Origin of the sequence: Pseudomonas sp., from assembly GCF_050739935.1 — a bacterium.
Classification (GTDB): domain Bacteria; phylum Pseudomonadota; class Gammaproteobacteria; order Pseudomonadales; family Pseudomonadaceae; genus Aquipseudomonas.
This window is the reverse complement of sequence record NZ_JBOICF010000067.1, coordinates 1-23,060: the sequence shown is the minus strand read 5'-3', so window position 1 is coordinate 23,060 and position 23,060 is coordinate 1. Positions and strand designations below refer to the sequence as shown.

Sequence of the window (23,060 nt, the reverse complement as noted above, 5' to 3'; positions counted from 1 at the left end):
GTCGGCAAGCCGCGCTGCTACAGAAATGGCGCTCAGCCAGCCTCAGCCTCCGCACCCGCACCCGCCCTGGTTTTCACCGGGCACACCACGCGATGCAGATTCAGCGCGGTATTGATGATCCCGATATGACTGAACGCCTGAGGGAAGTTGCCCAGCATGCGCCCGGCCCGCGGATCGTACTGCTCGGCCAGCAGGCCCACGTCATTGCACAGACCACAGAGCCGGTCGAACAGGTCACTGGCTTCCTGCTCCCGTCCTTGCAGCACGTATACGTCAGCCAGCCAGAACGAACAGACCAAAAAGGTGCCTTCGCTGCCCGACACCCCGTCCGTGGTGCGCTCGCTGTCGTAGCGCAGCAATAACCCGTCCTGCAGCAAAGCCTTCTCGATCTGCGCCACGGTGCCGGTAACGCGTGGATCGTCCACCGGCAAGAACCCGGTAAGCGCAATCTGCAGCAGGCTCGCATCCAACGCCTTGCCGCCGTAGGTCTGCACGAAGCTGCCTAGCTCGGCGTTGTAACCGTGCGTGCAGACGTCGGCATGAATCTCGTCGGCGATCAACCGGTAATGCCGGCCACGCTCGCGGTCCTCAGGATTGTCACTCTGCGCCAGCAACCCGCTGTTGCGATCGAACGATACCCAGGCCATGACCTTGGAGTGGGTAAAGTGCTGGGGTTCAGAACGAATCTCCCAGATTCCGGCATCTGGCAAGTGCCAGACCTTCTCCAGAAACGGCATGATTACCTTCTGGATTTCGGTACTGCGCGGCAGTCGAGGCAAGCCGCTTTTCAGCGCCTGAATCATAGCGTCGGCCACTTCCCCGTAGACGTCCAGCTGCATCTGTATCGCGGCGGCGTTGCCGACGCGAACTGGACGAGAGTTCTCGTAGCCGCTCAGCCACGGCAGCTGATACTCCGGTAAGCGTCGCTCACCGCCCAGGCCGTACATGATCTGAATCTGCTCGGGATTGCCCGCGATCGAACGCAGCAACCAGTTACGCCAGGCTGTCGCCTCTTCGTAGTAGCCCAGGTTCATGAAGGCAAGCAGCGTCATGGTCGCATCACGCAGCCAACAGAAGCGGTAATCCCAATTGCGCTCGCCACCCAGTTGCTCAGGCAATGACGTGGTCACCGCCGCGACGATGCCGCCAGTGGGCGCGTAGGTCATAGCCTTGAGGGTGATCAGCGAACGCTTGACTTGATGGGTCCAGGGTCCGACATCGGGACAACGATCGGAGAACTCGCGCCAGAAGCCCTCGGTCTGCTCCAGCGCCTGTTCGATATCGAAGCGTTTGCGGACGGGCTCATGTGACGCCTGCCAGCCCAGCGCAAAGCCCAGGCGCTGACCGGCCTCGACCGTGAACTGGCTTTCGGTGTGATGATCCAGCGGGTGCAGTTCAGAAGGGGTATGCAGCACCAGCATTTCCGGACCGGCCACCGCCGTCATGGTGTGCGGCTCACGCTTTTCGACCCAAGGCACGGTACTGCCGTAGTCGAAGCGGATTGCCAGATCCATCGAGAAATCGACCCGCCCTTCCAGACCGATCACCATTCGGACCACGCTGCTGCTTTCTGCCATGGGCATGAAGTCCAGCAGCATGGCAGAACCTGAATCGGTGCTGAACACGGTTTCAAGAATCAATGTGCCGTCGCGATAACTGCGCCGGGATTTGCATTTGCTATCGGTGGGCGCGATCTTCCAGCGCCCGTTATCACTGTCGCCCAGCAGGGCGGAAAAACAGGCAGATGCGTCAAAACGCGGAAAACACAACCAGTCTAGCGACCCGTCGCGGGCCACCAGCGCTGCGGTGCGGCAATTGCCGAGCAGCGCGTAATCTTCAATCAATACAGCCATGGGGCAGTGTTCCCTCTTGGTGTACACAGAAACAGTCGCAGCAACGCCGCGTGTTCAGCGCGGCAGGATGTAACATTCGATGGCCGTCGCCAGGCCGTCCTCCAGATTGCTGCCCGTTACGTAGTTGGCTTGGGTCTTGACCATGGTTTCCGCCTGTCCCATCGCGATCGACAGTCCTGCACGCAGGAACATCGCCACGTCGTTGCCAGCGTCACCGATGACCGCGGTGTGGGCCAACGCCACCCCCAACTCCTCAGCGAGGGTTTCCAGCGCCGTGCCCTTGTTGGCATCCAGCGCCGTGACATCCAGGTAATAGGACTGCGAGCGCGCCGCCAGCGCTGTATCGGCAATCAGCGGATTGAGCTGGATTTCGAGTCGCTTGAGCAATTCGAAATCCTTGCTGGCGGCGACGATCTTATCGATCCGATCAATGTAATCATCGAAGTGATCGACCTGAACGAAGTCGTAACCCAGCGTGTTGCGCTCATGCTCGACGTAATCCCCTTGCGGGTCGGTCAGCAACCATTGGTCGTCGGCGAATACCCATACCGCCACCTTCTCACCGGCAAACAACTCGAGACTGCTGCGCGCCGCCTTGGGCTCGATGCGATGGGCTTTGAGCAGGCTGCCGTCGGGATTGATGATATTGGCGCCATTGAAGGCCACGGTCGGCAGATCGATGCCCAGGGCGGCGATCTGTTGACGCATGGCACGCGGCGGCCGGCTGCTGGCGACAGTGAAATGGATTCCGGCCTCGTGCAACTTGCGTACGGCGTCGATGTTGGCCTGACTCAGGCTGTGATCGGGCCGCAGCAACGTGCCATCAATGTCGGACAACAGGAAACGGATGAGGGGCTGCGCCGGATCGCTCATCCGAGACGTTGCCAACTGCGGCCGTCGCGACCGAGCAGCTCATCGGCGGCCGAAGGACCATCCTCACCTGCCTGGTAGGTTTCGACTTGCGGTTCTTTCGCCCAGGCATCGATGAACGGCTGTACTGCGCGCCAGCCGTTTTCGATGTTGTCGGCGCGCTGAAACAAGGTCTGGTCACCGGTCAGGCAGTCATAGATCAGTGTTTCATAACCGGTCGATGGCTGCATTTCAAAGAAGTCTTTGTACGCAAAGCCCAGCTCGATGGTCTGCATATCCAGGGTCGGCCCCGGTTTCTTCGCCTGCAGGTCGAACCACATGCCTTCATCCGGCTGAATCTGGATCTTGAGGAAGTTCGGCTCCACACGATCGACGTCGGTATCGCGAAACTGCGCGTACGGCGCAGGCTTGAAGCAGATCGCGATTTCGGTGTCGCGCACGCTCATGCGCTTGCCTGTGCGCAGGTAGAACGGCACGCCCACCCAACGCCAGTTATCGACCATCACCTTGAGCGCGACATAGGTTTCCGTCGTGCTGTCGGGATCGACGCGGTCTTCCTGACGGTAGCCGGGCACGCTCTTGCCGCCGATGCTGCTCTCGGTGTACTGGCCGCGCACCGAGTTGGCCAGGGCCTCCATCTCCGACCAGGGCCGGACTGCACCGATGACCTTGGCCTTCTCGCCACGCACCGCGTCAGCGCCAAAGGCCGCCGGCGGTTCCATGGCGACCATGGCCAGCAACTGAAACAAGTGATTGGGCACCATGTCACGCAACGCGCCGGTGGTCTCATAGAAACTGCCGCGGGTTTCGACGCCTACGGTTTCCGCCGCGGTGATCTGCACGTGATCGATGTAGTGATTGTTCCAGAACGACTCGAACAAACCATTGGAGAAACGGCTGACGAGAATGTTCTGCACCGTTTCCTTGCCCAGATAATGGTCGATCCGGTAGATCTGCTTTTCGCTCATGACCTTCAGCAGACAGTTGTTCAGCTCGACCGCACTGGGCAGGTCGTGGCCGAACGGCTTCTCGATCACCACGCGACGAAAATGATCGTCGCCTTCGCCCATCAGCCCAGACGAACCGAGGCGTTTGGTCACCTCACTGAAGAAACGCGGCGCGGTTGCCAGGTAGAACACAGCGTTTCCGGTGCCGGTGCTTTTGATCTTCTCGTCGATGGCCGTGTAAGTGGCGTCGTCGAGAAAATCACCGGTGATATAGGTGATGCGTTTGGCCAGACTGCTCCACAGCGCCGGATCAAGAGGTTCTTTCCCGCCTTCGGCGACCTTGCTGGCCGCCTCCTGGCGAATGAAATCCTCAAGCTTTTTGGCGAAGTCGCTGTCGCTGACGGTGTTGTGGTCGACGCCGACAATGTGCAGATCCTCGCCTACCAGCCCATCACGGAACAGGTTATAGAGGGCCGGCATCAGCAGCCGCTTGACCAGATCGCCGTGAGCGCCGAACAGGAACAGCGTGGTCGCCGGAGCGACCGCAGCCTTTTGCTTGCTTCGGGTTAAACCCATTATTTTGGTTCCTTATGACCACCAAATCCGAAACGCATGGCGGAGAGCATCTTGTCGCCGTACGTGCTTTGTTGACGCGAGCGGAAGCGGGCGAACAGCGAAGTCGACAGTACCGGAACGGGCACGGCCTGCTCCATGGCGGCTTCAATGGTCCAGCGACCCTCGCCACTGTCGGCAACTGAGCCGGAGTAGGCATTGAGCTGTGGATCGGTTGCCAGCGCGTCGGCAGTCAGGTCCAGCAACCAGGACGACACCACGCTGCCACGACGCCAGACTTCGGCGATATCACCCAGATTCAGGTCAAAGCGCTGATCGGCGGGGAGGTTTTCCGAATTCTTGGTCTTGAGGATGTCGAAGCCCTCTGCGAAGGCCTGCATCATCCCGTACTCGATGCCGTTGTGAATCATTTTGACGAAATGCCCAGCGCCCGGCGGGCCTGCATGAATGTAGCCATGCTCGGCACGTGGGTCGGCATCCTTGGCGCGGTCTTTAGTGCGCGGAATGTCGCCAATACCGGGGGCCAGGGTCTTGAACAGCGGATCCAGACGATTCACGACTTCGGTTTCACCACCGATCATCATGCAATAGCCACGCTCCAGGCCCCATACGCCGCCGGAGGTGCCGACGTCGACGTAGTGCAGGCCCTTGTCCTTGAGCGCGAGCGAGCGACGTACGTCGTCCTTGTAGAAAGTGTTACCGCCGTCGATGATCACATCGTCGGCATCCAGCAAGTCAGCCAGGACGTTGATGGTGTCTTCGGTCGGAGCGCCAGCAGGCAACATCACCCAGACGGCTCGAGGCTTATCCAGCGCGGCGACCAGCGACTTGAGGTCATCGGCTGGCGTCGAACCTTCGTTGGCGAGCACGGTGCGAGACTGCTCATCGCGATCATAGACCACGGTCGTGTGGCCATTGAGCATCAGTCGACGTGCGATGTTGCCGCCCATGCGGCCTAGTCCAACAATCCCGAGTTGCATGTAGAGGTGCTCCTTAATTCGTAAACAGGGGTGCCCCATTTTATAGCCCAGTGCCGCATGTAGGGTTAGTCCGGGGAGGCAAACGAAGGTTTCCCGGTGAAAATAGTTTCATGTTGGAGCGTCAAAGCCGCTTTGGGCCGCTATTTTCGCGATTAAGAAACGTTCGCGACAATAAAAAATAAAAAAGTTCCCTTTTGCCACAAAAGAAATCAGAATCCGCGCCGATAGAGGTAGGAGCATGAACAAGTCGGGTTACGAACACGTCATTGCTTGAACCTTACGAAGTTGAATCCGCCATTTGCGAGGTGAGCAATGGGCAATGTACTACCAGCAAGCGTTCCACAAACTCTGTACGTTACCGTTCGTCGCGACGAATTGCGCCAGCTCAAAGAAGAACGCGATCAGCTGCAAAAGAAAGTCGCCCAGATGGCCCTGATGCTGCAACACTCTCAGCTCGCCAATAGTGGCAGGGCCCTTCAGGCCTGATTCGCTCCGCCTCTGCTGATTTGAGGCAAGCCCAATCCGCTGGCTTGCCCTTCCGAAAGGCTTACCCGCTCCGCCCAATCCAACCGTTTTATCGCCCTATCCCCAGCGGTCACTTGTCCGACCAAACACATCCGGTAACGTTCAACCTCCTCGCAAAATGCCGATCTTGAGCACTTCCACACGCATCTGACGTCCATCTCACATTTTTTTCACCTGACAGTCACCATACTCCCGCCCCTCTGTGGAATCTCTGCCGGCACCCTGCTGCCCGCAGATCATCTTCCATTGCAAACGACGTAGCGGTGTAGCCGCTGGATAGATCCATAGCTGGAGCGCCTGATGGCAACAATGAAACGGAGCACCACGACTCCGAAAGGGTTTGACTGGGCTGGTGTGGCCTGGCTGTTCTTATTTTTCTGGTATTTTTCCGGTATCACGCAACTACTGATTCAGCTGACCGGCATCACCGGGTTCTCGGGCTTTCGTCAGGCGTTCGTAATGAGCGGCATCTGGCTCGCGCCGATGCTGATGTTCCCCAACAAGACCCGGATCATGGCAGCTGTGATCGGGGTGGTCCTGTGGGCCTGCTCCATGGCCAGCCTGGGCTATTTCTTCATTTATCAGCAGGAATTTTCGCAGAGCGTCATCTTCATCATGTTCGAGTCGAACATCTCTGAAGCGGGCGAGTACATGACCCAATACTTCGCCTGGTGGATTGTGCTGGCGTTCATCGCCCATACCGCTTTCGCGATTTTCCTCTGGACCCGTCTGCGTCCGGTGTATATGCCCCGCGGCCGCGCGTGGGTCGTCGCCACCGCGCTGCTGGTCGCGATCATCGGCTATCCGCTGGCCAAGCAGATGTCGCGTTTCGATACCACTGCCGCAGGCCTGGAAGCCTTTGAATCGCGCATCGAGCCTGCCGTGCCTTGGCAAATGCTGGTCGCTTATCATCGCTATACCCAGCAACTCGACAGCATGCAGGACATGCTCACCACCAGCAGCAACATCGCGCCGCTGAAAAACCTCAAGGACCAGCAGGCAGGTCTGCCAACCACGCTGGTGCTGGTGATCGGCGAGTCGACCAACCGGGGACGCATGCATCTTTATGGCTATCCGCGGCAGACCACGCCGAACCTGGATGCGATGAAAGATCAGCTACAGGTTTTCAATAACGTCATCACCCCACGCCCGTACACGATCGAAGCACTGCAACAGGTGCTGACCTTTGCCGATGAAGAAAACCCGGATCTATATCTGAAGACTCCGTCCATCGTCAGTGTGATGAAACAGGCAGGCTACAAGACCTTCTGGATCACCAACCAGCAGACGATGACCAAGCGCAACACCATGCTCACCACCTTCTCCGAGCAGGCCGATCAGCAGATCTACTTGAACAACAACCGTAACCAGAACGCTCGCCAGTACGATGGCGATGTGCTGGAACCGTTCGCCAAGGCGCTTACCGATGCTGCGCCGCGCAAGTTGATTGTTGTCCATCTGTTGGGCACGCATATGGCGTACCAGTATCGGTACCCGCAGCAGTACGAGAAATTCACCGGCCGTGAAGGTGTACCGGCGGCGATCGATGATAGCAAGCTGGCAATGTACAACAGCTACGACAATGCGGTGCTGTACAACGACTTCGTGGTGTCGAGCCTGATCAAGACCTACAGCAAAGCTGACCCTAACGGCTTCCTGCTGTATCTGTCGGACCACGGGGAAGATGTGTACGACTCCGCCGGGCATGACACGCTGGGCCGTAATGAGCGTAAACCGACGATTCCGATGTATACGGTGCCGTTCATTGCCTATGCCTCCCCCAAATGGCGGGAGACCCACGACTGGAACTTCGACAGCATCCACAATCGCCCATACACCAGTTCCAACCTGATCCACACCTGGGCGCAACTGGCCGGGCTGAGTTTCGATGAGTTGGACACTACCCGGAGTCTGGTCAGCCTGGACTTCAAGGCGCGTCCAAGACTGATTGGCGATCCTTATGCGCAGAAGGGTTTGAGCGATTTCGCGGCGATGGAGAAAGTTGCGAAGCAACCCGATGCGGTGCCTGAGGTGGCCAAGCGGTAGGGTCTCGCAGGTAAAACGTTAATGAACGAAAAGGCCCGCGAAATGCGGGCCTTTTTGTTTTTTGCAGAATGTGGGGTGGCGTGGAGGGGTATGTCGTGATTCAGCGCCTCAGCCACCCCTGCGCCGCTGACCCAATGACAGCATGGCTCGCGAGCGGCGACGTCGATGAGACCGCTACCGCCGTCAAGCCGTGTCGCTACAGGAGGATTGCCTTTAAAGCGGCTTCTGCCAGAACAGCGCACGACCCATCTGCGGGTCGAGCTGGTAATCAGCGAAGCCGAGCTTGCGATAGGCGCCCTGGGCGACCTCGTTACCCTCCAGCACCTCCAGCGTCAGCTTGCAGCAGCCGCGCTGGCGAGCGATCTCTTCGACCTTGGCCAGCATCTTCTGGGAGATGCCCTGACCACGGGCCGACGCGATGACCACCACATCGTGAATGTTCACCAACGGGCGGCAGACGAAGGTGGAAAAACCTTCGAAGCAGTTGACCAGTCCCACGGGCTCTCCGGCGATAAACGCAAGCACGCTGAAGGCGTGAGGCCGTTTTGCGAGTTCGATGGCCAGTTGCTGACGGGTATCCAGAGACAGTGGTTGCCCGCCGCCCATGGCGTCTGTCGCGTATTGATCGAGCAGAAAACCAATGGCTTCCGCGTGGACCGAATTGCTATAGCTGGCTTGCAGGACCAGCACCTCAGGGGCTTGCATTGCTTTCCTCAACAACTAGGGGGTAACAGGCAAAGGACTGGAAGCCCGGTTGCCGCGTGCTCAGGATTCTACCGTGGAGCGCACCAAAATTTCCCGATACAGAAGTAGGAATTTTCTCATTACGCACGAGAATTGAGCGGTCTCGCACCGAGAAAAGGCAAAGTAAGAATTCTATGACCAGCCAGTCGCGAAAAAACCAAAGGCGACTATGCTTCGCTGGCGCCCCCGCCTTGATTGTCGAACAATCCGACCAGCGGCAGTAAAAGCTTTTGATAAGTGAATCGTGCGCCGGGACGGCGCATTTGGCGGTTAGAGATATTTTGTAGCGGCCTGGATACTTTCCTACAACAACCCGCAGTGCCGCATGCCAGACATTTCCGATAAAAAAAGTCGAAACTTCTACAGACGCGCTGGGTCAGCTGATTAGAGCGCCTATGCTATTGGATAACGCCCGAGCAGAGGCCGCTTTCACCCTGTCCTTCATTATGCAGTCGGTAAATGGGTATCGATCTTGCGTAGGTCTTGTGTGCCTGGCCATAGGAAATGGCCGATTACAAATCAAGTGCTGTACCAACACTGCGTATCGAATGGGAGAAAACGATGATTAGTGCCGCTGTCAAAACCCAGAAGGGAGAGAGTTTTAATCAGCCGGCCAGCGAGCTGACCCATCTGCCGGTCTTCGCAACGACGAGCGCACCTCTGCTGCAACTGCCCCCTGTACAACCAGGCATATCCATGGCGAACCGGAAAAAAATCCTGTTCGTGACTTCGGAAATGGCCGATCTGGTGAAAACCGGCGGTCTGGGTGATGTGTCTGCTGCACTGCCGCGCGCCATGCGCCACCTGCACGATGTACGCGTGCTGATTCCCGGCTATCCACAGGTCATCAATAGCGGTAATCCGATTCACATCATCAGCGAACTCAGCGGGCATGCCGCGCTGCCTCCTTGCAAGATCGGCCGAATGGACATGAAAGACGGTCTGGTCATTTATGTGCTGATTTGCCCGGAGCTATATGAACGTGACGGTACGCCGTATGGCGACAACCAGGGCCGTGATTGGTCCGATAACCACATCCGCTTCGCACGGCTGGGCCTGGCAGCAGCCGATTTCGCCGCAGGAGCGGTGAAAACCCAATGGTGCCCAGAGCTGGTTCACGCTCACGACTGGCCAGCGGGCTTGGCCCCGGCCTATATGAAGTGGCGCGGACAGAGCACCCCAAGCATTTTCACCATCCACAACCTGGCCTACCAGGGTTTCGTCAGCACCGCATCGAGCCGTGAACTGGGTATTCCAGATTCAGCGCTGGGGCCGGACGGCATGGAGTTCTACGGCAAGCTGTCATTTATCAAGGCCGGCATGGCCTATGCCAGCCATATCACCACCGTCAGCGCGACTTACGCCAAGGAAATCACCACGTCAGACTTCGGTTGCGGCCTGGAGGGTTTTCTGCAGAGCAAAGCCAATCGCGGTCAGCTCAGCGGCATCCCTAACGGTATCGATGAAAGCTGGGACGCCGCCACCGACGATCATCTGATTTGCCGTTTTGCGCCCAACGAATGGACGCGCAAGGAAATCAATGCCGACTATGTGCGCGAGCTGTTCGAACTTGAGCCATCCACCGGGCCTCTGTTCGCGGTTGTTTCGCGCCTGGTGTATCAAAAAGGTCTGGACCTGACCATCGGCGTTGCCGAGTACATCGTCAACAACGGTGGCCAAATCGCGATCATCGGTCGTGGCGAGCCGGAAGAAGAAGACGCCATGCGCGCCCTCGCCGCCCGCTTTCCAGGGCAGATCGGCGTGCGTGTGGGCTTCAACGAGACCGACGCCCGTCGCATGTTCGCCGGCAGTGACTTCCTGCTGATGCCGTCGCGCTATGAACCTTGCGGCTTGAGCCAGATGTACGCTCAACGCTTCGGTTCGCTGCCCGTGGCACGTTGTACCGGCGGCCTTGCCGACACCATCGAAGACGGCTGCACCGGCTTTCTGTTCGACGAATCCACTGTTGAAAGCTACACCGAGGCGCTGACCCGCGCTTTCAATGTCTTCGCCAATCCAACGCTGCTCAATGCGATGCGCTGCCGTGCCATGGCTGCACCGTTCGACTGGCACAAAGCGGTGGAGCCCTATGCCGACCTCTATCAGGAACTACTGAAGAAGAACGTAGGTGCTGCACTGCATTACTGATCGATGACTAAAAGGGGTAACGGATGCCTTCGCGCACGGATGAGAACTGGCGCCACGGCGCCGTCCTGCTGGATTCCGAACATACCCGGTTTGCCCTCTGGGCACCGGATGCGGAATACGTAAGCATCGAGATAGAGAACGGGCCGTCACAGGCCCTGCTTCCGCAGGAAGATGGCTGGTTTGTCTTGGAAACACGATGCCCGGCCGGCTCACACTATCGCTACAAAATCGACCACGACCTCAACGTACCTGACCCGGCTTCCCGGGCCCAGGTCGACGAAGTGCATGGCTACAGCGTGGTCGTCGATCCCGATGCCTATCAATGGCAGCACGACGCCTGGAGCGGACGCCCTTGGGCCGAAGCGGTCATCTACGAACTGCATGTCGGTGCCCTTGGCGGCTTCGCTGGCGTCGAGCAACATCTGCAACACCTGGTCGACACCGGCATCACGGCCATCGAGCTGATGCCCATCGCGCAGTTCCCTGGTGACCGAAATTGGGGGTACGACGGCGTCTTGCCTTATGCCCCGCAGTCCTCCTACGGCACGCCCGAGCAACTCAAGCACCTGATCGACACCGCCCACGGCCTGGGTCTGGCAGTCATTCTCGACGTGGTTTACAACCATTTCGGACCGGACGGCAATTATCTCGGCGCCTACGCCAAGCATTTCTTTCGCAGCGACAAGAAAACCCCGTGGGGTGATGCCATTGATTTCCGCCGCCGTGAAGTGCGGGATTTCTTCATCAATAACACACTGATGTGGCTACAGGACTACCGCTTCGACGGCCTGCGTTTTGATGCGGTGCACGCCATCGAAGACCCTACTTTCCTTAAAGAACTGGCCGAACGGGTCAGGGACTTCACCCCATCCGGGCGCCACATCTGGTTGATGCTGGAAAACGAATTCAACGAAGCCCATCGTCTGGAACAAGACTACGACGCACAGTGGAACGACGACGGGCATAACACCCTGCATGTGCTGCTGACCGGCGAAACCGATGCCTACTACACCGACTTCGCGCAACAGCCGACGCACAAGCTCGCGCGTCTGCTCGGCGAGGGCTTTGTCTATCAGGGCGAGGCCACCCGTCACGGGCACAACCGTGGCGAACCGAGTGCGCACCTGTCGCCAACTTCGTTCGTGCTGTTTCTGCAGAACCATGACCAGATCGGCAACCGCGCGCTGGGTGAACGGCTCGTGCAACTGTGCCCGCCCCAGGCGCTGCGAGCCGCCACTGCGCTACTGCTGCTATCGCCGATGATCCCGCTGATGTTCATGGGCGATGAATGGGGCGCCAGCGAGCCGTTTCTATTCTTTACCGATTTCCATGACGAACTGGCTGACGCCGTGCGTGAAGGTCGCCGGGGGGAGTTTGCCGACTTCGCGGCGTTCGCGGACCCGGCCAAGCGCGAACGCATCCCCGATCCCAACGCCTTGCAAACCTTCGAGGCCTCGCGTCCCGCGTTCGACGCCCTGCTGCTGGAGACCGACAAGGGTCAGGATCATCGCAGCTGGCTGGCGTTGTATCGCGAGCTGTTGCAAGTTCGCCGCGAGCAAATCGTACCCCGGCTTGAAGACACCAAAGCGCTCGGCGCTGAAGTATTGGCCGACAAGGCAATCAGCGCACGCTGGCAATTGGCTGATGGCTACATCCTGCGCATCGACCTGAACCTTAGTGAACACAGCGTGCAGATCGACGAGCACAGCGTCCAGCAGGTTCTCCATGAGTCCCATCCAAAATCGGCAGAACTTTCCCAGCACGGCAACCTCAATCCATACACGGCCATTGTCAGCCTGATATCGAGTGACGTTGTGGAGGAACAGGATGAGCAATGAGCAACTGGAGATGCTGGCGGCCGAAGCCGGATTATCCGTGGACTGGAAAGACGCCAACGCCAGACCACAACGAGTCAGCCCCGAGGTACTGCTCAAGGTTCTCGACGGCCTTGGCTATCCCGCTCAAAACGATGAGCAGATCGCTGCAAGCCTGAAGCAATTGCAGGATCAGAGCCTGTCCACTACCCCTCCGCCGCTGCTGACAGTCGACCACGGCAGCAACCTGGACCTGTCGGCCTGGTTCAAGCCGCACACCCCGTTCGTGCTGGAACTGGAGGATGGGTCGCGCCTGGACGCCAAGCTGACCGCCAAGGCTGAATTACCCGCATTGGCCACCGTGGGTTATCAGCAACTGACGATCAATGATCAGCACCTGACCATCGCCGTCGCGCCGAAGACGGCCTACACCCTGGCTCAGGCCACCGAGCTCAGCCAGCCTCGCGCCTGGGGCCTGACAATGCAGCTGTATTACCTGCGTCGCGAAGGCGATGGCGGGTTTGGCGACACTCAGGCGCTGGAAAATTTTGCCCGCGCAGCAGGCGAACGCGGCGCGGCAGCGATCGCCATTAGCCCGGTTCATGCCATGTTTTCCAATGACAGGGAGCAGTTCAGCCCTTATTCGCCATCCAGCCGCCTGTTCCTTAATGCGTTGTATGCCGCACCCGGCGCCATTCTGGGTGAGCGCGCCGTGCGCATGGCTATTGATGAAACCGGTCTGGGCGACGAGCTCAAACGTCTGCAAGCGCTGCCCCTGATCGACTGGCCTGCAGCCGCCGCTGCCAAATGGAAGCTTTATCGCGCGTTGTACGCTTCGTTTATCGGCAGTGGTCATCCGCTGCATGAGGACTTCAACAGCTTCCGCCATGCCGGCGGTGAAGCACTGGAGAATCATTGTCGCTTCGAAGCCCTGCGCGACGAGGGTGAGACCCTGGGCATCAGCGGCAACTGGCATCACTGGCCAGAGGAATACAAAAATCCGCGCAGCAAGGCCATCGATGAATTTGCCGAGAGCCATCGCGATCACATCGGTTTTCATGCCTTCGCGCAGTGGTTGATCGCACGCGGCCTCGAGCGCGCCCAGACCGCCGCACGCAGCAGCGGCATGAGCATCGGCCTGATCGGCGATCTCGCGGTGGGCGCCGATGGTGCGGGGAGCCAGGCCTGGAGTCGTCAGGATGAGTTGCTCTCGGCACTGACGGTGGGCGCGCCGCCTGACATCCTCAATCGTTCCGGGCAAAGCTGGGGCATCTCGGCATTCTCGCCCATGGGCCTGAAGCGCAATGGCTTTCGCGCGTTCATTGAAATGCTGCGGGCCAACTTCGCCCATGCCGGCGGGCTGCGCATCGACCACGTGATGGGCTTGCAGCGGCTGTGGGTAGTGCCTCTGGATTCACCGGCGAGCGAGGGTGCATATCTGAATTACCCGCTGGAGGACATGCTGCGCTTACTGTGCCTGGAGTCCTGGCGCCACAAGGCAGTGGTGCTGGGCGAAGACCTCGGCACGGTGCCCGAAGGCTTGCACGAGAAGCTCTCGTCCCGCGGAATTCTGGGCATGCGAGTGCTGCTGTTCGAACAGGACAACGCCCGCTTCAAGCCGATCATCAAATGGTCCGATGATGCTCTGGCAACCACCAGTACCCACGACCTGCCGACGCTGACCGGCTGGCTCAGCGAGCTGGATATCGACTGGAACAAGACCCTTGGCCATATCGACGACGACACCGAACGCAACTGGCGCGCAACTCGCGAGCGCGAACGCCAAGGCCTGCGCGCGGCGCTACAGCAGAACTACGGCACACATGACAGTGACGCCAGCGACATCATCGATGGCAGCGTGCGCTATCTGGGCCACACCCGCGCCCCGCTGGTGCTGCTGCCCATCGAAGATGCATTGGGTATCGAGGAGCAGGCCAACTTCCCGGGCACCATCGACAGCCACCCCAACTGGCGCCGGCGTCTACCCGGCGACAGCGCCACATTGCTTGACGACGCTAACGCGGCGCGTCGTCTGGAAATCCTTGCCGCAGCACGTCAACAGGCCGCGGAGCGCGATCAATGAGTCATCCAGTAAATCCACCCTTACAACCACTGCGCGCGACACAGCGTCTGCAATTTCATAAAGACTTCACCCTGGACGACGCCACCGTCCTGGTGCCCTACTTCGCGCAGTTGGGCATCAGCCACATCTACGCCTCGCCATTGCTCAAGGCGCGGGCCGGTTCGATGCATGGCTACGATGTGGTCGATCCTCGGGTCATCAATCCCGAGCTGGGCGGCGAGCCAGCGCTGCAGCGTCTGGTGGCCGAGCTGCGCAAGCACGGCATGGGCCTGATTCTGGACATCGTCTCCAACCACATGGCCGTCGGCGGCGCCGATAACCCCTGGTGGCTGGATCTGCTCGAGTGGGGGCAGCTCAGCCCCTATGCGAAGTTCTTCGACATTCAGTGGAATTCCCCCGACCCACTGCTCAAGGGCCAGTTGCTGCTACCGTTCCTGAGCACCGACTACGGCACCGTTTTGCAGAACAATGAAGTGCCGCTGCGCTTTGACCGAGAGCACGCCAGCTTTCGCGTCGAGCATTACCAGCACCACTTCCCGATCAATCCGGGCACCTATGGGCCGTTGCTCAGAGCAGCCAAACGCCCGCAGCTGGACGAATTGGCAGCGCGTTTCGAGCGCCTGGATGGCAACTCTCAGGCTTACGACGAAGCGCAGGAAGCCAAGGACGCGTTGGCGGCCGCCCTCAAGGCAGAGCCGGAACTGGCTCAGGCGATCGAAAATGGCCTGGCGCAGTTTGATTCGAGCAACCCTGAAGGTTTCGAACGGCTGCATAAATTGCTGGAACGCCAGGATTACCGACTGGCCAGCTGGCGTACCGCAGGCGATGACATCAATTGGCGGCGCTTCTTCGACATCAACGAGCTCGGCGGTCTCAAGGTCGAGCGCTCGCAGGTATTCGAAGCCACCCACGGCAAGATATTCCAACTGATCGCCGAGGGCCTGGTGGATGGCCTGCGTATCGATCACATCGACGGCCTGGCTGACCCGCGCGGCTATTGCCGCAAATTGCATCGACGGGTCGAGAGCCTGCTCAGCCAACGTCCACAGGGCACCGAACTGAGCCATGTGCCGATCTTCGTCGAGAAGATCCTGGGTACCGACGAACAGGTGCGCAAGGACTGGAATGTCGACGGCACCACTGGCTATGAATTCATGAACCAGGTGTCGCTGCTGCAGCATGATCCGCGCGGCGAAGAGGCACTGGGCGAATTGTGGAGCCGCATCAGCGGCCGCACCGCGGACTTCAATCAGGAAGTGCTCGAAGCCCGGGACCTGGTGCTGCACGGCACCCTTGCCGGGGATTTCGAAAACCTCGCCCAGGCGCTGCTGCAAGTGGCGCGCAGCGACGTCATGAGCCGCGACCTGACCCTGGGCGCCATTCGCCGCGCGCTCCTGGCACTGGTGGGCAACTTCCCCGTTTACCGCACCTACATCACTGCCTGCGGGCGCTCGGCGGAAGACGATCGTTTCTTCCAGCAGGCCATGAATGGCGCGCGAGAAATGCTCAGCGAAGGTGACTGGCCGGTGCTGGACTATCTGCAGCGCTGGTTGGGCGGCGAAAGCCTGCGCGACTACCCGAGCGGCCCCCTGCGCGAAATGCGCCGCAAGGCTTGCAATCGCTTCCAGCAACTCACTTCCCCCGTCGCTGCAAAGTCGGTGGAAGACACGTCGTTCTATCGTTCCGCCGTGCTTCTTTCGCGCAACGATGTGGGCTTCCATCCGCAACATTTCAGTGCGCCACCCGAGGCTTTTCATGAAGTGTGCATCGAGCGCGGCAAAAGCTTTCCGAACAACCTGCTGACCACTGCAACCCACGATCACAAGCGCGGTGAGGATACTCGCACCCGTCTGGCCGTGCTCAGCGAAACCGCTCCCTGGTACTGCGAACAGGTAGAACGCTGGCAACAGCTTTCAGCACCGCTGAAGCAGGGCGATACTCACATCAGTCCGGGTGACGAACTGATGCTGTACCAAGCGATCCTGGGAAGTTGGCCGCTGAACATGGAAGGTGAAGACGCCTTCGAGGACTACGCCAAACGCCTCACCCAATGGCAGGAAAAAGCCCTGCGCGAAGCCAAATTGCAAAGCAGCTGGAGCGCGCCCAACGAGCCCTACGAAACCGCTTGCCGCGAATTTCTGCAGCAACTGTTGCTCAGCCCGGACGCGGTCGCATTGCGTCAATCCATCGGAGCGACCGCCAACCGGATCGCCCCGGCGGGTGCCCTGAACAGTCTGGCGCAAACTTTGCTGAGAATGACCGTGCCCGGTGTGCCTGATCTCTATCAGGGCACCGAATTCTGGGACTTCAGCCTGGTGGACCCGGACAATCGTCGTCCGGTGGATTACCCCGCTCGTCAACGTGCGTTGAGCGACTCCACAGCGCTCACCGAGCTGCTCGCCCAGTGGCAGGACGGCCGGATCAAACAGGCTTTGATCGCGCAAGTGCTGATGCTGCGCAGTCAATATCCAACCCTGTTCAGTGAGGGCAGCTATCAACCGCTCGAGGTGGTCGGCGAACAGGCCGCACACGTCCTGGCATTTGCCCGGGAAAAGGAGGATAAGCGGGCTATTGTTGTGATACCACGTTTGCCGGCTGAACTATTGGGTAACGCGCAAACTCCATTCATCAATGCAGCAAATTGGGGCGACACACGGATCATCCTGCCGTTCGCTGAAGCAAATCCAAATTGGAAGGGACTTTTTGCGCAGGCTACAGTCACACACAACAAGGAATTGTCGCTCAGCGCAGCGCTCAAGGAATTTTCCGTGAATCTGTTTATTCAAACCTTGTAATACCCGGGAGTGTCGAGATGAGTGCCGACGAGAAAAGAATCAAAGAGCTTGCCCACCAAATATGGGAAACGGAGGGCAAGCCCCATGGCGAGGATGCTCGTCATTGGGAGATGGCGCGCAAATTGGCAGATGCCGAAGCGAAGGCGCCGAAAAAGGCTGCGTCTTCCAAGGCCGCCAAGCCTAAGACCGAGGGCAAAGCCGAGCCGAAGGCAGCAGCCGCCAAATCTGCAGCAAAACCGGCAACCAAGGCTGCTGAAAAATCCACTTCCAAGCCGGCTGCCAAGCCTGCGGCGAAATCGGCAGCCAAGGCCCCGGCCCAACCGAAGACAACGGCAGCCAGCGGCGCGGAGCCTAAAGCCAAGCCCGCCGCAAAACCTGCCGCGAAACCGGCGGCAAAGAAAGCATCAACGGCGGCCAAGCCACCCGCACCCTGAGTCTTCGTTTTAAACGAAGACCCAGTGCATCGCAGACTCCTACCGCAGGGATCGCCTTAAAACGATCTTTCCCCCTGCGGTACCCTCTTGCCGGTTTTTACAGTAATGCCGCAATCCCTGCGACAAAGGCTTTGTTCGCCTTCAGGAAATCATTCGAACGTCAGGAATCCCCATGAGTAAGCAAGAAAAGACTACCGCCCCCAAGAATGAATCCAGCAAGGCCGACAGCCCTGAAGTCACCGCGTCGCGGATTCGTGAGGGACTACCCTTCCCACTCGGCGCGAATTGGGATGGCCTAGGGGTCAACTTTGCGATTTTCTCGGCCAATGCGACCAAGGTTGAGCTGTGCCTGTTCGACTCCACCGGCGAGACTGAACTCGAGCGTATCGAACTCCCGGAATACACCGATGAAATCTTTCACGGCTATCTTCCCGATGCCCATCCAGGGCTGGTATATGGCTACCGTGTCTACGGCCCATATGACCCGCAAAACGGTCATCGCTTCAACCACAACAAGTTGCTGATCGACCCCTACGCCAAACAACTGGTCGGCGAACTGAAATGGTCGGAAGCGCTGTTCGGTTACACCATCGGTCACCCGGACGAAGATCTCAGCTTCGACGAACGTGACAGTGCGCCGTTCGTGCCCAAGTGCAAGGTCATCGACCCTGCCTACACCTGGGGCCGCGATCAGCGGGTCAACGTGCCGTGGGAAAAAACCATTTTCTACGAAACCCACACGCGCGGCTTCACCATGCGTCACCCGTCCGTACCTGATGAACTGAAAGGCACGTTCTCCGGGCTGATGGTCGACGACGTGATCCAGCACATCAAGGGTCTGGGTGTGTCATCGGTCGAGCTGCTGCCGATTCATGCCTTCGTCAACGACCAGCACCTGCTGCAAAAGGGCATGACCAACTACTGGGGCTATAACACCATCGCGTTCTTCGCCCCCGACCCGCGCTTCCTCGCCCACGGCAAGATCGCCGAGTTCAAGGAAATGGTCGCGCACATGCACCATGCCGGGCTTGAGGTGATCCTCGACGTAGTCTACAACCACACCGCCGAGGGCAACGAACGCGGCCCGACCCTGTCGATGCGCGGTATCGACAACGCTTCGTACTATCGCCTGATGCCGGACGACAAGCGCTTCTACATCAACGATTCAGGCACTGGCAACACACTGGACCTGAGCCACCCGTGCGTACTGCAGATGGTGACCGACTCCCTGCGTTACTGGGCTTCCGAGATGCACGTGGACGGCTTCCGCTTCGACCTGGCCACCATCCTCGGGCGTTATCACGACGGCTTCGACGAGCGTCACAGCTTCCTCGTGGCCTGTCGTCAGGACCCGGTACTGCGCCAGGTCAAGCTGATTGCCGAGCCTTGGGATTGCGGTCCGGGCGGCTATCAGGTCGGACATTTCGCGCCAGGCTGGGCCGAATGGAACGACAAATACCGTGACACCGTGCGTGCCTTCTGGAAAGGCGACGAAGGTCAGCTTGCCGACCTCGCCAGCCGCCTGACGGCCTCCGGCAACATGTTTAACCAGCGCGGCCGCAGACCCTATGCGTCGGTCAATTTCGTCACCGCTCACGATGGCTTCACCTTGCATGACCTGGTGTCATACAACGACAAACACAATGAAGCCAACGACGAGGACAATCAGGACGGCAGCAACGACAACCGTTCCTGGAACCACGGTGTGGAAGGCCCAACCGAAGATCCGGAAATCAATGCCCTGCGCCTGCGTCAGATGCGCAACTTCTTCGCTACGCTGCTGTTCTCCCAAGGCACGCCGATGATGGTAGCCGGTGACGAGTTCGCTCGTACTCAGCACGGCAACAACAATGCCTATTGCCAGGACAGTGAAATAGGCTGGGTCGACTGGGAATGGGACGAAGACGGCAAGGCTCTGCACAGCTTCGTCCAGCGCCTGATCAAGCTGCGACTCAAATACCCGATCCTGCGTCGCGGGCGTTTCCTGGTCGGCGATTACAATGAAGAGCTGGGGGTCAAGGACGTGACCTGGCTGTCGCCAAGTGGCGAGGAAATGACCATCGAACAATGGGAAGACGCCAACGGGCGTTGCCTGGGGATGGTCATGGATGGCCGGGCGCAGGAAACCGGCATCCGCCGTCGCGGCTCCGAAGCGACCATGCTGCTGATCGTCAACTCGCACCATGAAGGCGTCAATTTCACCCTACCGGAAGTACCGGAAGGCGTGAACTGGATAAGCCTGATCGACACCAACCAGCCTGAGATTCGTGGCAAGGAGCATTTCGAATTCGGCACCGAGTACACCGTGACGCCGCGCTCGCTGTTGCTGTTTGAGTTGCACAAGGAAGAGCAGGCGTAAGAAGCGGCACGTTAACCTTTAGGATGATTCAGTCCTCCTGAAGGCTTTCGGTACTTACTGTGCAGCACGGCTTGTCAGCGGCGGCGGTCTTGAGGACGTCACCGCTGGCCAGACCCACCCTTTCCTCCTGTTACATCAGCGCCGACAGCCTCACATCCGCCGCCAATACTCTGTGCAACTGCCCGTTTGCGGCAAAGATCGGCACCGACACTGTGATGCAAAACGCATCGGTCGCCGAGGAGCGATACACGGGGGTGATGTAGCTGGTGAGCTGTTCCGCCACTTCTCTGAACCAGGGCCGCTGCGCCCAATTGCGCCCTTTGCAGCTCGGCGCTTTGCTGTCCATCTGCAGGCCGACGTTTTCGCTGATTTGCGTGCCGTTGCGATCGACCATGTAAAACAGCTCAAATCGATGATCGCGTTGCAACGTGTCGTGCATGAAGCGTTCGGCGGTATGCAGATCGCCATGCATCGCCGCTTCGCTACCCAGGCATTCCACAGTCGCCTGTATTGCCTTGTGCATCTGCAAGCGAAACCCACCCAGGCCATTCAACAGATGATCGCCGCTGCTGCGCACCGCGTCGCTGTGAGTCAGCACCTGCCCCGCATTGCCCAGCAACTCGGCAGCGACACCGGCAATGTTCTGCACGTCGCGGTTGATCTGATGGACCGCGATGCCAATGTGTTCTGTGCCTGAAGCAATATGACCTACACGCTGATCCAGCTGGTCCATGGCCGCCTGGGTGCTGAGCAGGTCCTCGCCCATGCGCGTCATGCTCACGCGGCCATCGGCGACCGCCGTATGCATGATCTTGCCCGCCGCGCCCAGTTGATCCATGTCGGCGCGAAAACGCTCGATGATCTGACTGACCCGTGCCGTGGATTCGGTGGTGTGCCCCGCCAGTCGTCGAACCTCGTCGGCCACCACCGCAAAACCTCGACCGTGTTCGCCAGCACGAGCCGCTTCGATGGCAGCGTTGAGGGCCAGCAAATTGGTTTGCTGCGAGATGCTGGCAATGACCCCGAGCACTTGGCTGACTTCTTCAAGCTGACCGAACAACTGACCGATCACAGCCTCAAGCTTCTGTTCGCTGACACCGATGGCGTCCACTTGACCCAACACCTGCTCGCCGGTCTGCTGGCATTGGCGCAGGGTCAGCGTGACTTCGCTGGAAAGCCGGGCCACTTGCGCAGCGCCCGGCACCAGTTCGGTGTCCAGGGATGTGCTGACCTGCTCGCTGGCACTGGCGATCAGCTCCGAGGCCTGCGCCAGCATTTGCCCGCTCTGCTCGGTAGCGCGGGCGATGCGTGCGAGTTCAGGTGCATGGGCAGCGATATCCACCGAAGCGGCGAGGCTTTCCGCCAAGCGGCCATGCAGTGTTTGGCTGAAGCCGTTCAGACGCACATTAAGCGGTGAATGTTCAGACAGCTGCGCCGTCAGATCCAGGTTCTCGAACAACAGGTTCAGAGCATCATCGTCTTGAGCCCGGCGTTTGTTGGCGCGCAGTGTAAACATTCGGCATTCCCCTACCTGTGAGCCGAAAGTCCTGCAAGCACAGTGCCATCATGCGGCAGTCGTATCAGACGCCTGTCTTCGCTTGCCTGGCGACCAATGAATCCCCGTTTTGAAGCGTCGGCGACTTGTGGTTGGCTGATTTGGTGCAAGCGCTTGATGGTGAACCGGCTCGCGCATGGAAAGATCCTGATCGGCTCAGACGTCAGCTAGAGCAAAATGTGGGTTAAGCAGATTTCATCGAACAGTTCATGAACATGGACGGTGCTTGAATGTCCACTTTCGAGCCACCTGGCATACGTGTCGGCCTCGCCTAGCGCGGCTGCGCCCCTCAGAAAGGAGAAAGTCATGCTCAAACGTCCCCTCGGCAACACCGGCCTGAACATCGCCCCACTGGTGTTCGGCGGCAACGTGTTCGGCTGGACCATTGACGAGAAGACCAGCTTCGCAGTGCTCGATGCCTTCGTCGATCATGGTTTCAACGCCATCGACACCGCCGACGTCTACTCGGCGTGGGTTCCCGGCAACAGCGGCGGCGAATCCGAAACCATCATCGGCCGCTGGCTCAAGCAACGTCCGGGAATGCGTGACAAGGTGACGATCTTCACCAAGGTCGGCTCGGAAATGGGCTCGCCGGAGAAGAAGGGCCTGTCGAAACGCTGGATCCTGCAAGCCGTGGAAGATTCTCTCAGCCGATTGGGCACCGACCATATCGACCTGTATTTTTCGCATTGGCCGGATCCGGAAACGCCCCACGAAGAAACCCTGGCCGCCTACGCCGAGCTGCGCAACGCCGGGAAAATCAATGCCATTGGCGCTTCCAATTACGACGCGCCGTTGCTGGCGGCCGCGCTGAAAACGGCAAGCGAGAAAGACCTGCCTGCGTACCAGGTGATCCAGCCGGAATACAATCTCTACGACCGGTCGGCTTTTGAAGGCGAGTTGCAAAAGCTGTGCATCGCAAAAAACATAGGCGTGGTGACTTATTTCAGCCTCGCTTCGGGTTTTCTGTCCGGCAAATACCGCTCCAAAGCGGACCTCGGCAGCAGCAAACGCGCTGACCGGGTAGAGAAATACCTGAACGAGCAGGGCCTGAAGTTGCTGAACGCTCTGGATGCCGTGGCAGCCGATCATGGCGCCAAACCAGCGGAAGTCGCACTCGCCTGGATCATTGGCAGCCGCGGCGTCACTGCACCGATTGCCAGTGCCACCAGCGTCGAGCAAGTGGCGAGCTTTGCCAAGGCAGCCACCCTGAAACTCACTGCGGAGCAATTTTCAGCGTTAAATTCACCGCGTTGAATGAGGTGCTCTGAGCCCGTTTGATCGCTCGGCAGACGTAGATTGGCCCATGGCCGCACGGCTTGTCGGCGGTAGCG

General features: G+C 59.2%; 15 protein-coding genes and 1 pseudogene. 9 read left to right on the top strand and 7 right to left on the bottom strand.

All coding sequences use genetic code 11. The annotated features are described in order from the left end of the window. Positions 1-32: 32 nt before the first annotated feature. Genes ACRER8_RS13215 through gnd form a run of 4 tightly spaced genes read right to left on the bottom strand, consistent with a single transcriptional unit; the run spans position 33 to position 5,223 of the window. Entirely contained in the window at positions 33-1,853 is a 1,821-nt protein-coding gene (locus ACRER8_RS13215) for a glycoside hydrolase family 15 protein (protein WP_431746700.1), read from the bottom strand. A gap of 54 nt (positions 1,854-1,907) precedes the next feature. Beyond that, positions 1,908-2,726 carry an HAD family hydrolase gene (locus tag ACRER8_RS13210; RefSeq protein ID WP_431746699.1) on the bottom strand — a complete coding sequence of 273 codons (819 nt, stop codon included), beginning with the start codon at positions 2,724-2,726 and terminating at the stop codon, positions 1,908-1,910. Next, positions 2,723-4,246 carry a glucose-6-phosphate dehydrogenase gene (gene zwf / locus ACRER8_RS13205; protein WP_431746698.1) on the bottom strand — a complete coding sequence of 508 codons (1,524 nt, stop codon included), beginning with the start codon at positions 4,244-4,246 and terminating at the stop codon, positions 2,723-2,725. The genes ACRER8_RS13210 and zwf overlap by 4 nt, the downstream gene beginning before the upstream one ends. Continuing rightward, positions 4,246-5,223: a phosphogluconate dehydrogenase (NAD(+)-dependent, decarboxylating) gene (gene gnd / locus ACRER8_RS13200; protein WP_431746697.1), complete on the bottom strand. Its 978-nt coding sequence runs from the start codon at positions 5,221-5,223 to the stop codon at positions 4,246-4,248. Before gnd ends, zwf begins: the two co-directional genes overlap by 1 nt. Before the next feature lie 312 nt (positions 5,224-5,535). On the opposite strand from gnd, the gene ACRER8_RS13195 reads away from it, so the two are divergent. Continuing rightward, positions 5,536-5,709 (top strand): DUF6026 family protein, encoded by a 174-nt coding sequence (locus ACRER8_RS13195; RefSeq protein WP_431746696.1) that lies wholly within the window; start codon positions 5,536-5,538, stop codon positions 5,707-5,709. A 339-nt stretch (positions 5,710-6,048) separates the two neighbouring features. Further along, positions 6,049-7,794, top strand: a complete 1,746-nt coding sequence (locus ACRER8_RS13190; protein WP_431746695.1) for a phosphoethanolamine transferase CptA — start codon at positions 6,049-6,051, stop codon at positions 7,792-7,794. A gap of 213 nt (positions 7,795-8,007) precedes the next feature. Here ACRER8_RS13190 and ACRER8_RS13185 read toward each other — a convergent pair whose 3' ends face one another. Then, entirely contained in the window at positions 8,008-8,499 is a 492-nt protein-coding gene (locus ACRER8_RS13185) for a GNAT family N-acetyltransferase (RefSeq protein ID WP_431746694.1), read from the bottom strand. Between the two features lie 600 nt (positions 8,500-9,099). Between ACRER8_RS13185 and glgA the strand changes: the two genes are divergently transcribed. From glgA to glgX, 6 genes are all read left to right on the top strand, one after another. Then, complete coding sequence (gene glgA, locus ACRER8_RS13180) at positions 9,100-10,686, top strand: glycogen synthase GlgA (RefSeq protein ID WP_431746693.1); 1,587 nt, start codon at positions 9,100-9,102, stop codon at positions 10,684-10,686. Between the two features lie 23 nt (positions 10,687-10,709). Continuing rightward, complete coding sequence (treZ, locus tag ACRER8_RS13175; RefSeq protein ID WP_431746692.1) at positions 10,710-12,524, top strand: malto-oligosyltrehalose trehalohydrolase; 1,815 nt, start codon at positions 10,710-10,712, stop codon at positions 12,522-12,524. Next, positions 12,514-14,583, top strand: coding sequence for a 4-alpha-glucanotransferase (gene malQ, locus ACRER8_RS13170; protein ID WP_431746691.1), 2,070 nt, complete (start codon positions 12,514-12,516; stop codon positions 14,581-14,583). Before treZ ends, malQ begins: the two co-directional genes overlap by 11 nt. Continuing rightward, positions 14,580-17,378: a malto-oligosyltrehalose synthase gene (locus ACRER8_RS13165; RefSeq protein ID WP_431746690.1), complete on the top strand. Its 2,799-nt coding sequence runs from the start codon at positions 14,580-14,582 to the stop codon at positions 17,376-17,378. Before malQ ends, ACRER8_RS13165 begins: the two co-directional genes overlap by 4 nt. 17 nt (positions 17,379-17,395) lie before the next feature. After that, positions 17,396-17,812, top strand: coding sequence for a DUF2934 domain-containing protein (locus tag ACRER8_RS13160; protein WP_431746689.1), 417 nt, complete (start codon positions 17,396-17,398; stop codon positions 17,810-17,812). A gap of 172 nt (positions 17,813-17,984) precedes the next feature. After that, positions 17,985-20,171, top strand: coding sequence for a glycogen debranching protein GlgX (glgX, locus tag ACRER8_RS13155; protein WP_431746688.1), 2,187 nt, complete (start codon positions 17,985-17,987; stop codon positions 20,169-20,171). Between the two features lie 130 nt (positions 20,172-20,301). On the opposite strand, the gene ACRER8_RS13150 is transcribed toward glgX, so the two are convergent. Both ACRER8_RS13150 and ACRER8_RS13145 read right to left on the bottom strand, forming a co-directional pair. Continuing rightward, positions 20,302-20,517: a PDC sensor domain-containing protein gene (locus ACRER8_RS13150; protein ID WP_431746701.1), complete on the bottom strand. Its 216-nt coding sequence runs from the start codon at positions 20,515-20,517 to the stop codon at positions 20,302-20,304. Positions 20,518-20,859: 342 nt separating this feature from the next. Then, a pseudogene (locus ACRER8_RS13145) lies at positions 20,860-21,447 on the bottom strand (methyl-accepting chemotaxis protein); the annotation flags it as partial. Between the two features lie 585 nt (positions 21,448-22,032). Between ACRER8_RS13145 and ACRER8_RS13140 the strand changes: the two are divergent. Beyond that, positions 22,033-22,983, top strand: coding sequence for an aldo/keto reductase (locus ACRER8_RS13140; protein WP_431746687.1), 951 nt, complete (start codon positions 22,033-22,035; stop codon positions 22,981-22,983). The last annotated feature ends 77 nt before the right edge of the window (positions 22,984-23,060 follow it).

Excerpts from the sequence above, each read along its gene's own strand:
- ACRER8_RS13185 (WP_431746694.1), bottom strand. The coding sequence starts at position 8,499 with ATGCAAGCCCCTGAGGTGCTGGTCCTGCAAGCCAGCTATAGCAATTCG.
- gnd (WP_431746697.1), bottom strand. The coding sequence starts at position 5,223 with ATGCAACTCGGGATTGTTGGACTAGGCCGCATGGGCGGCAACATCGCA.
- ACRER8_RS13195 (WP_431746696.1), top strand. The coding sequence starts at position 5,536 with ATGGGCAATGTACTACCAGCAAGCGTTCCACAAACTCTGTACGTTACC.
- treZ (WP_431746692.1), top strand. The coding sequence starts at position 10,710 with ATGCCTTCGCGCACGGATGAGAACTGGCGCCACGGCGCCGTCCTGCTG.
- ACRER8_RS13165 (WP_431746690.1), top strand. The coding sequence starts at position 14,580 with ATGAGTCATCCAGTAAATCCACCCTTACAACCACTGCGCGCGACACAG.
- glgX (WP_431746688.1), top strand. The coding sequence starts at position 17,985 with ATGAGTAAGCAAGAAAAGACTACCGCCCCCAAGAATGAATCCAGCAAG.
- ACRER8_RS13215 (WP_431746700.1), bottom strand. The coding sequence starts at position 1,853 with ATGGCTGTATTGATTGAAGATTACGCGCTGCTCGGCAATTGCCGCACC.
- ACRER8_RS13210 (WP_431746699.1), bottom strand. The coding sequence starts at position 2,726 with ATGAGCGATCCGGCGCAGCCCCTCATCCGTTTCCTGTTGTCCGACATT.
- ACRER8_RS13190 (WP_431746695.1), top strand. The coding sequence starts at position 6,049 with ATGGCAACAATGAAACGGAGCACCACGACTCCGAAAGGGTTTGACTGG.
- zwf (WP_431746698.1), bottom strand. The coding sequence starts at position 4,246 with ATGGGTTTAACCCGAAGCAAGCAAAAGGCTGCGGTCGCTCCGGCGACC.
- malQ (WP_431746691.1), top strand. The coding sequence starts at position 12,514 with ATGAGCAATGAGCAACTGGAGATGCTGGCGGCCGAAGCCGGATTATCC.
- ACRER8_RS13140 (WP_431746687.1), top strand. The coding sequence starts at position 22,033 with ATGCTCAAACGTCCCCTCGGCAACACCGGCCTGAACATCGCCCCACTG.
- ACRER8_RS13160 (WP_431746689.1), top strand. The coding sequence starts at position 17,396 with ATGAGTGCCGACGAGAAAAGAATCAAAGAGCTTGCCCACCAAATATGG.
- ACRER8_RS13150 (WP_431746701.1), bottom strand. The coding sequence starts at position 20,517 with ATGGACAGCAAAGCGCCGAGCTGCAAAGGGCGCAATTGGGCGCAGCGG.
- glgA (WP_431746693.1), top strand. The coding sequence starts at position 9,100 with ATGATTAGTGCCGCTGTCAAAACCCAGAAGGGAGAGAGTTTTAATCAG.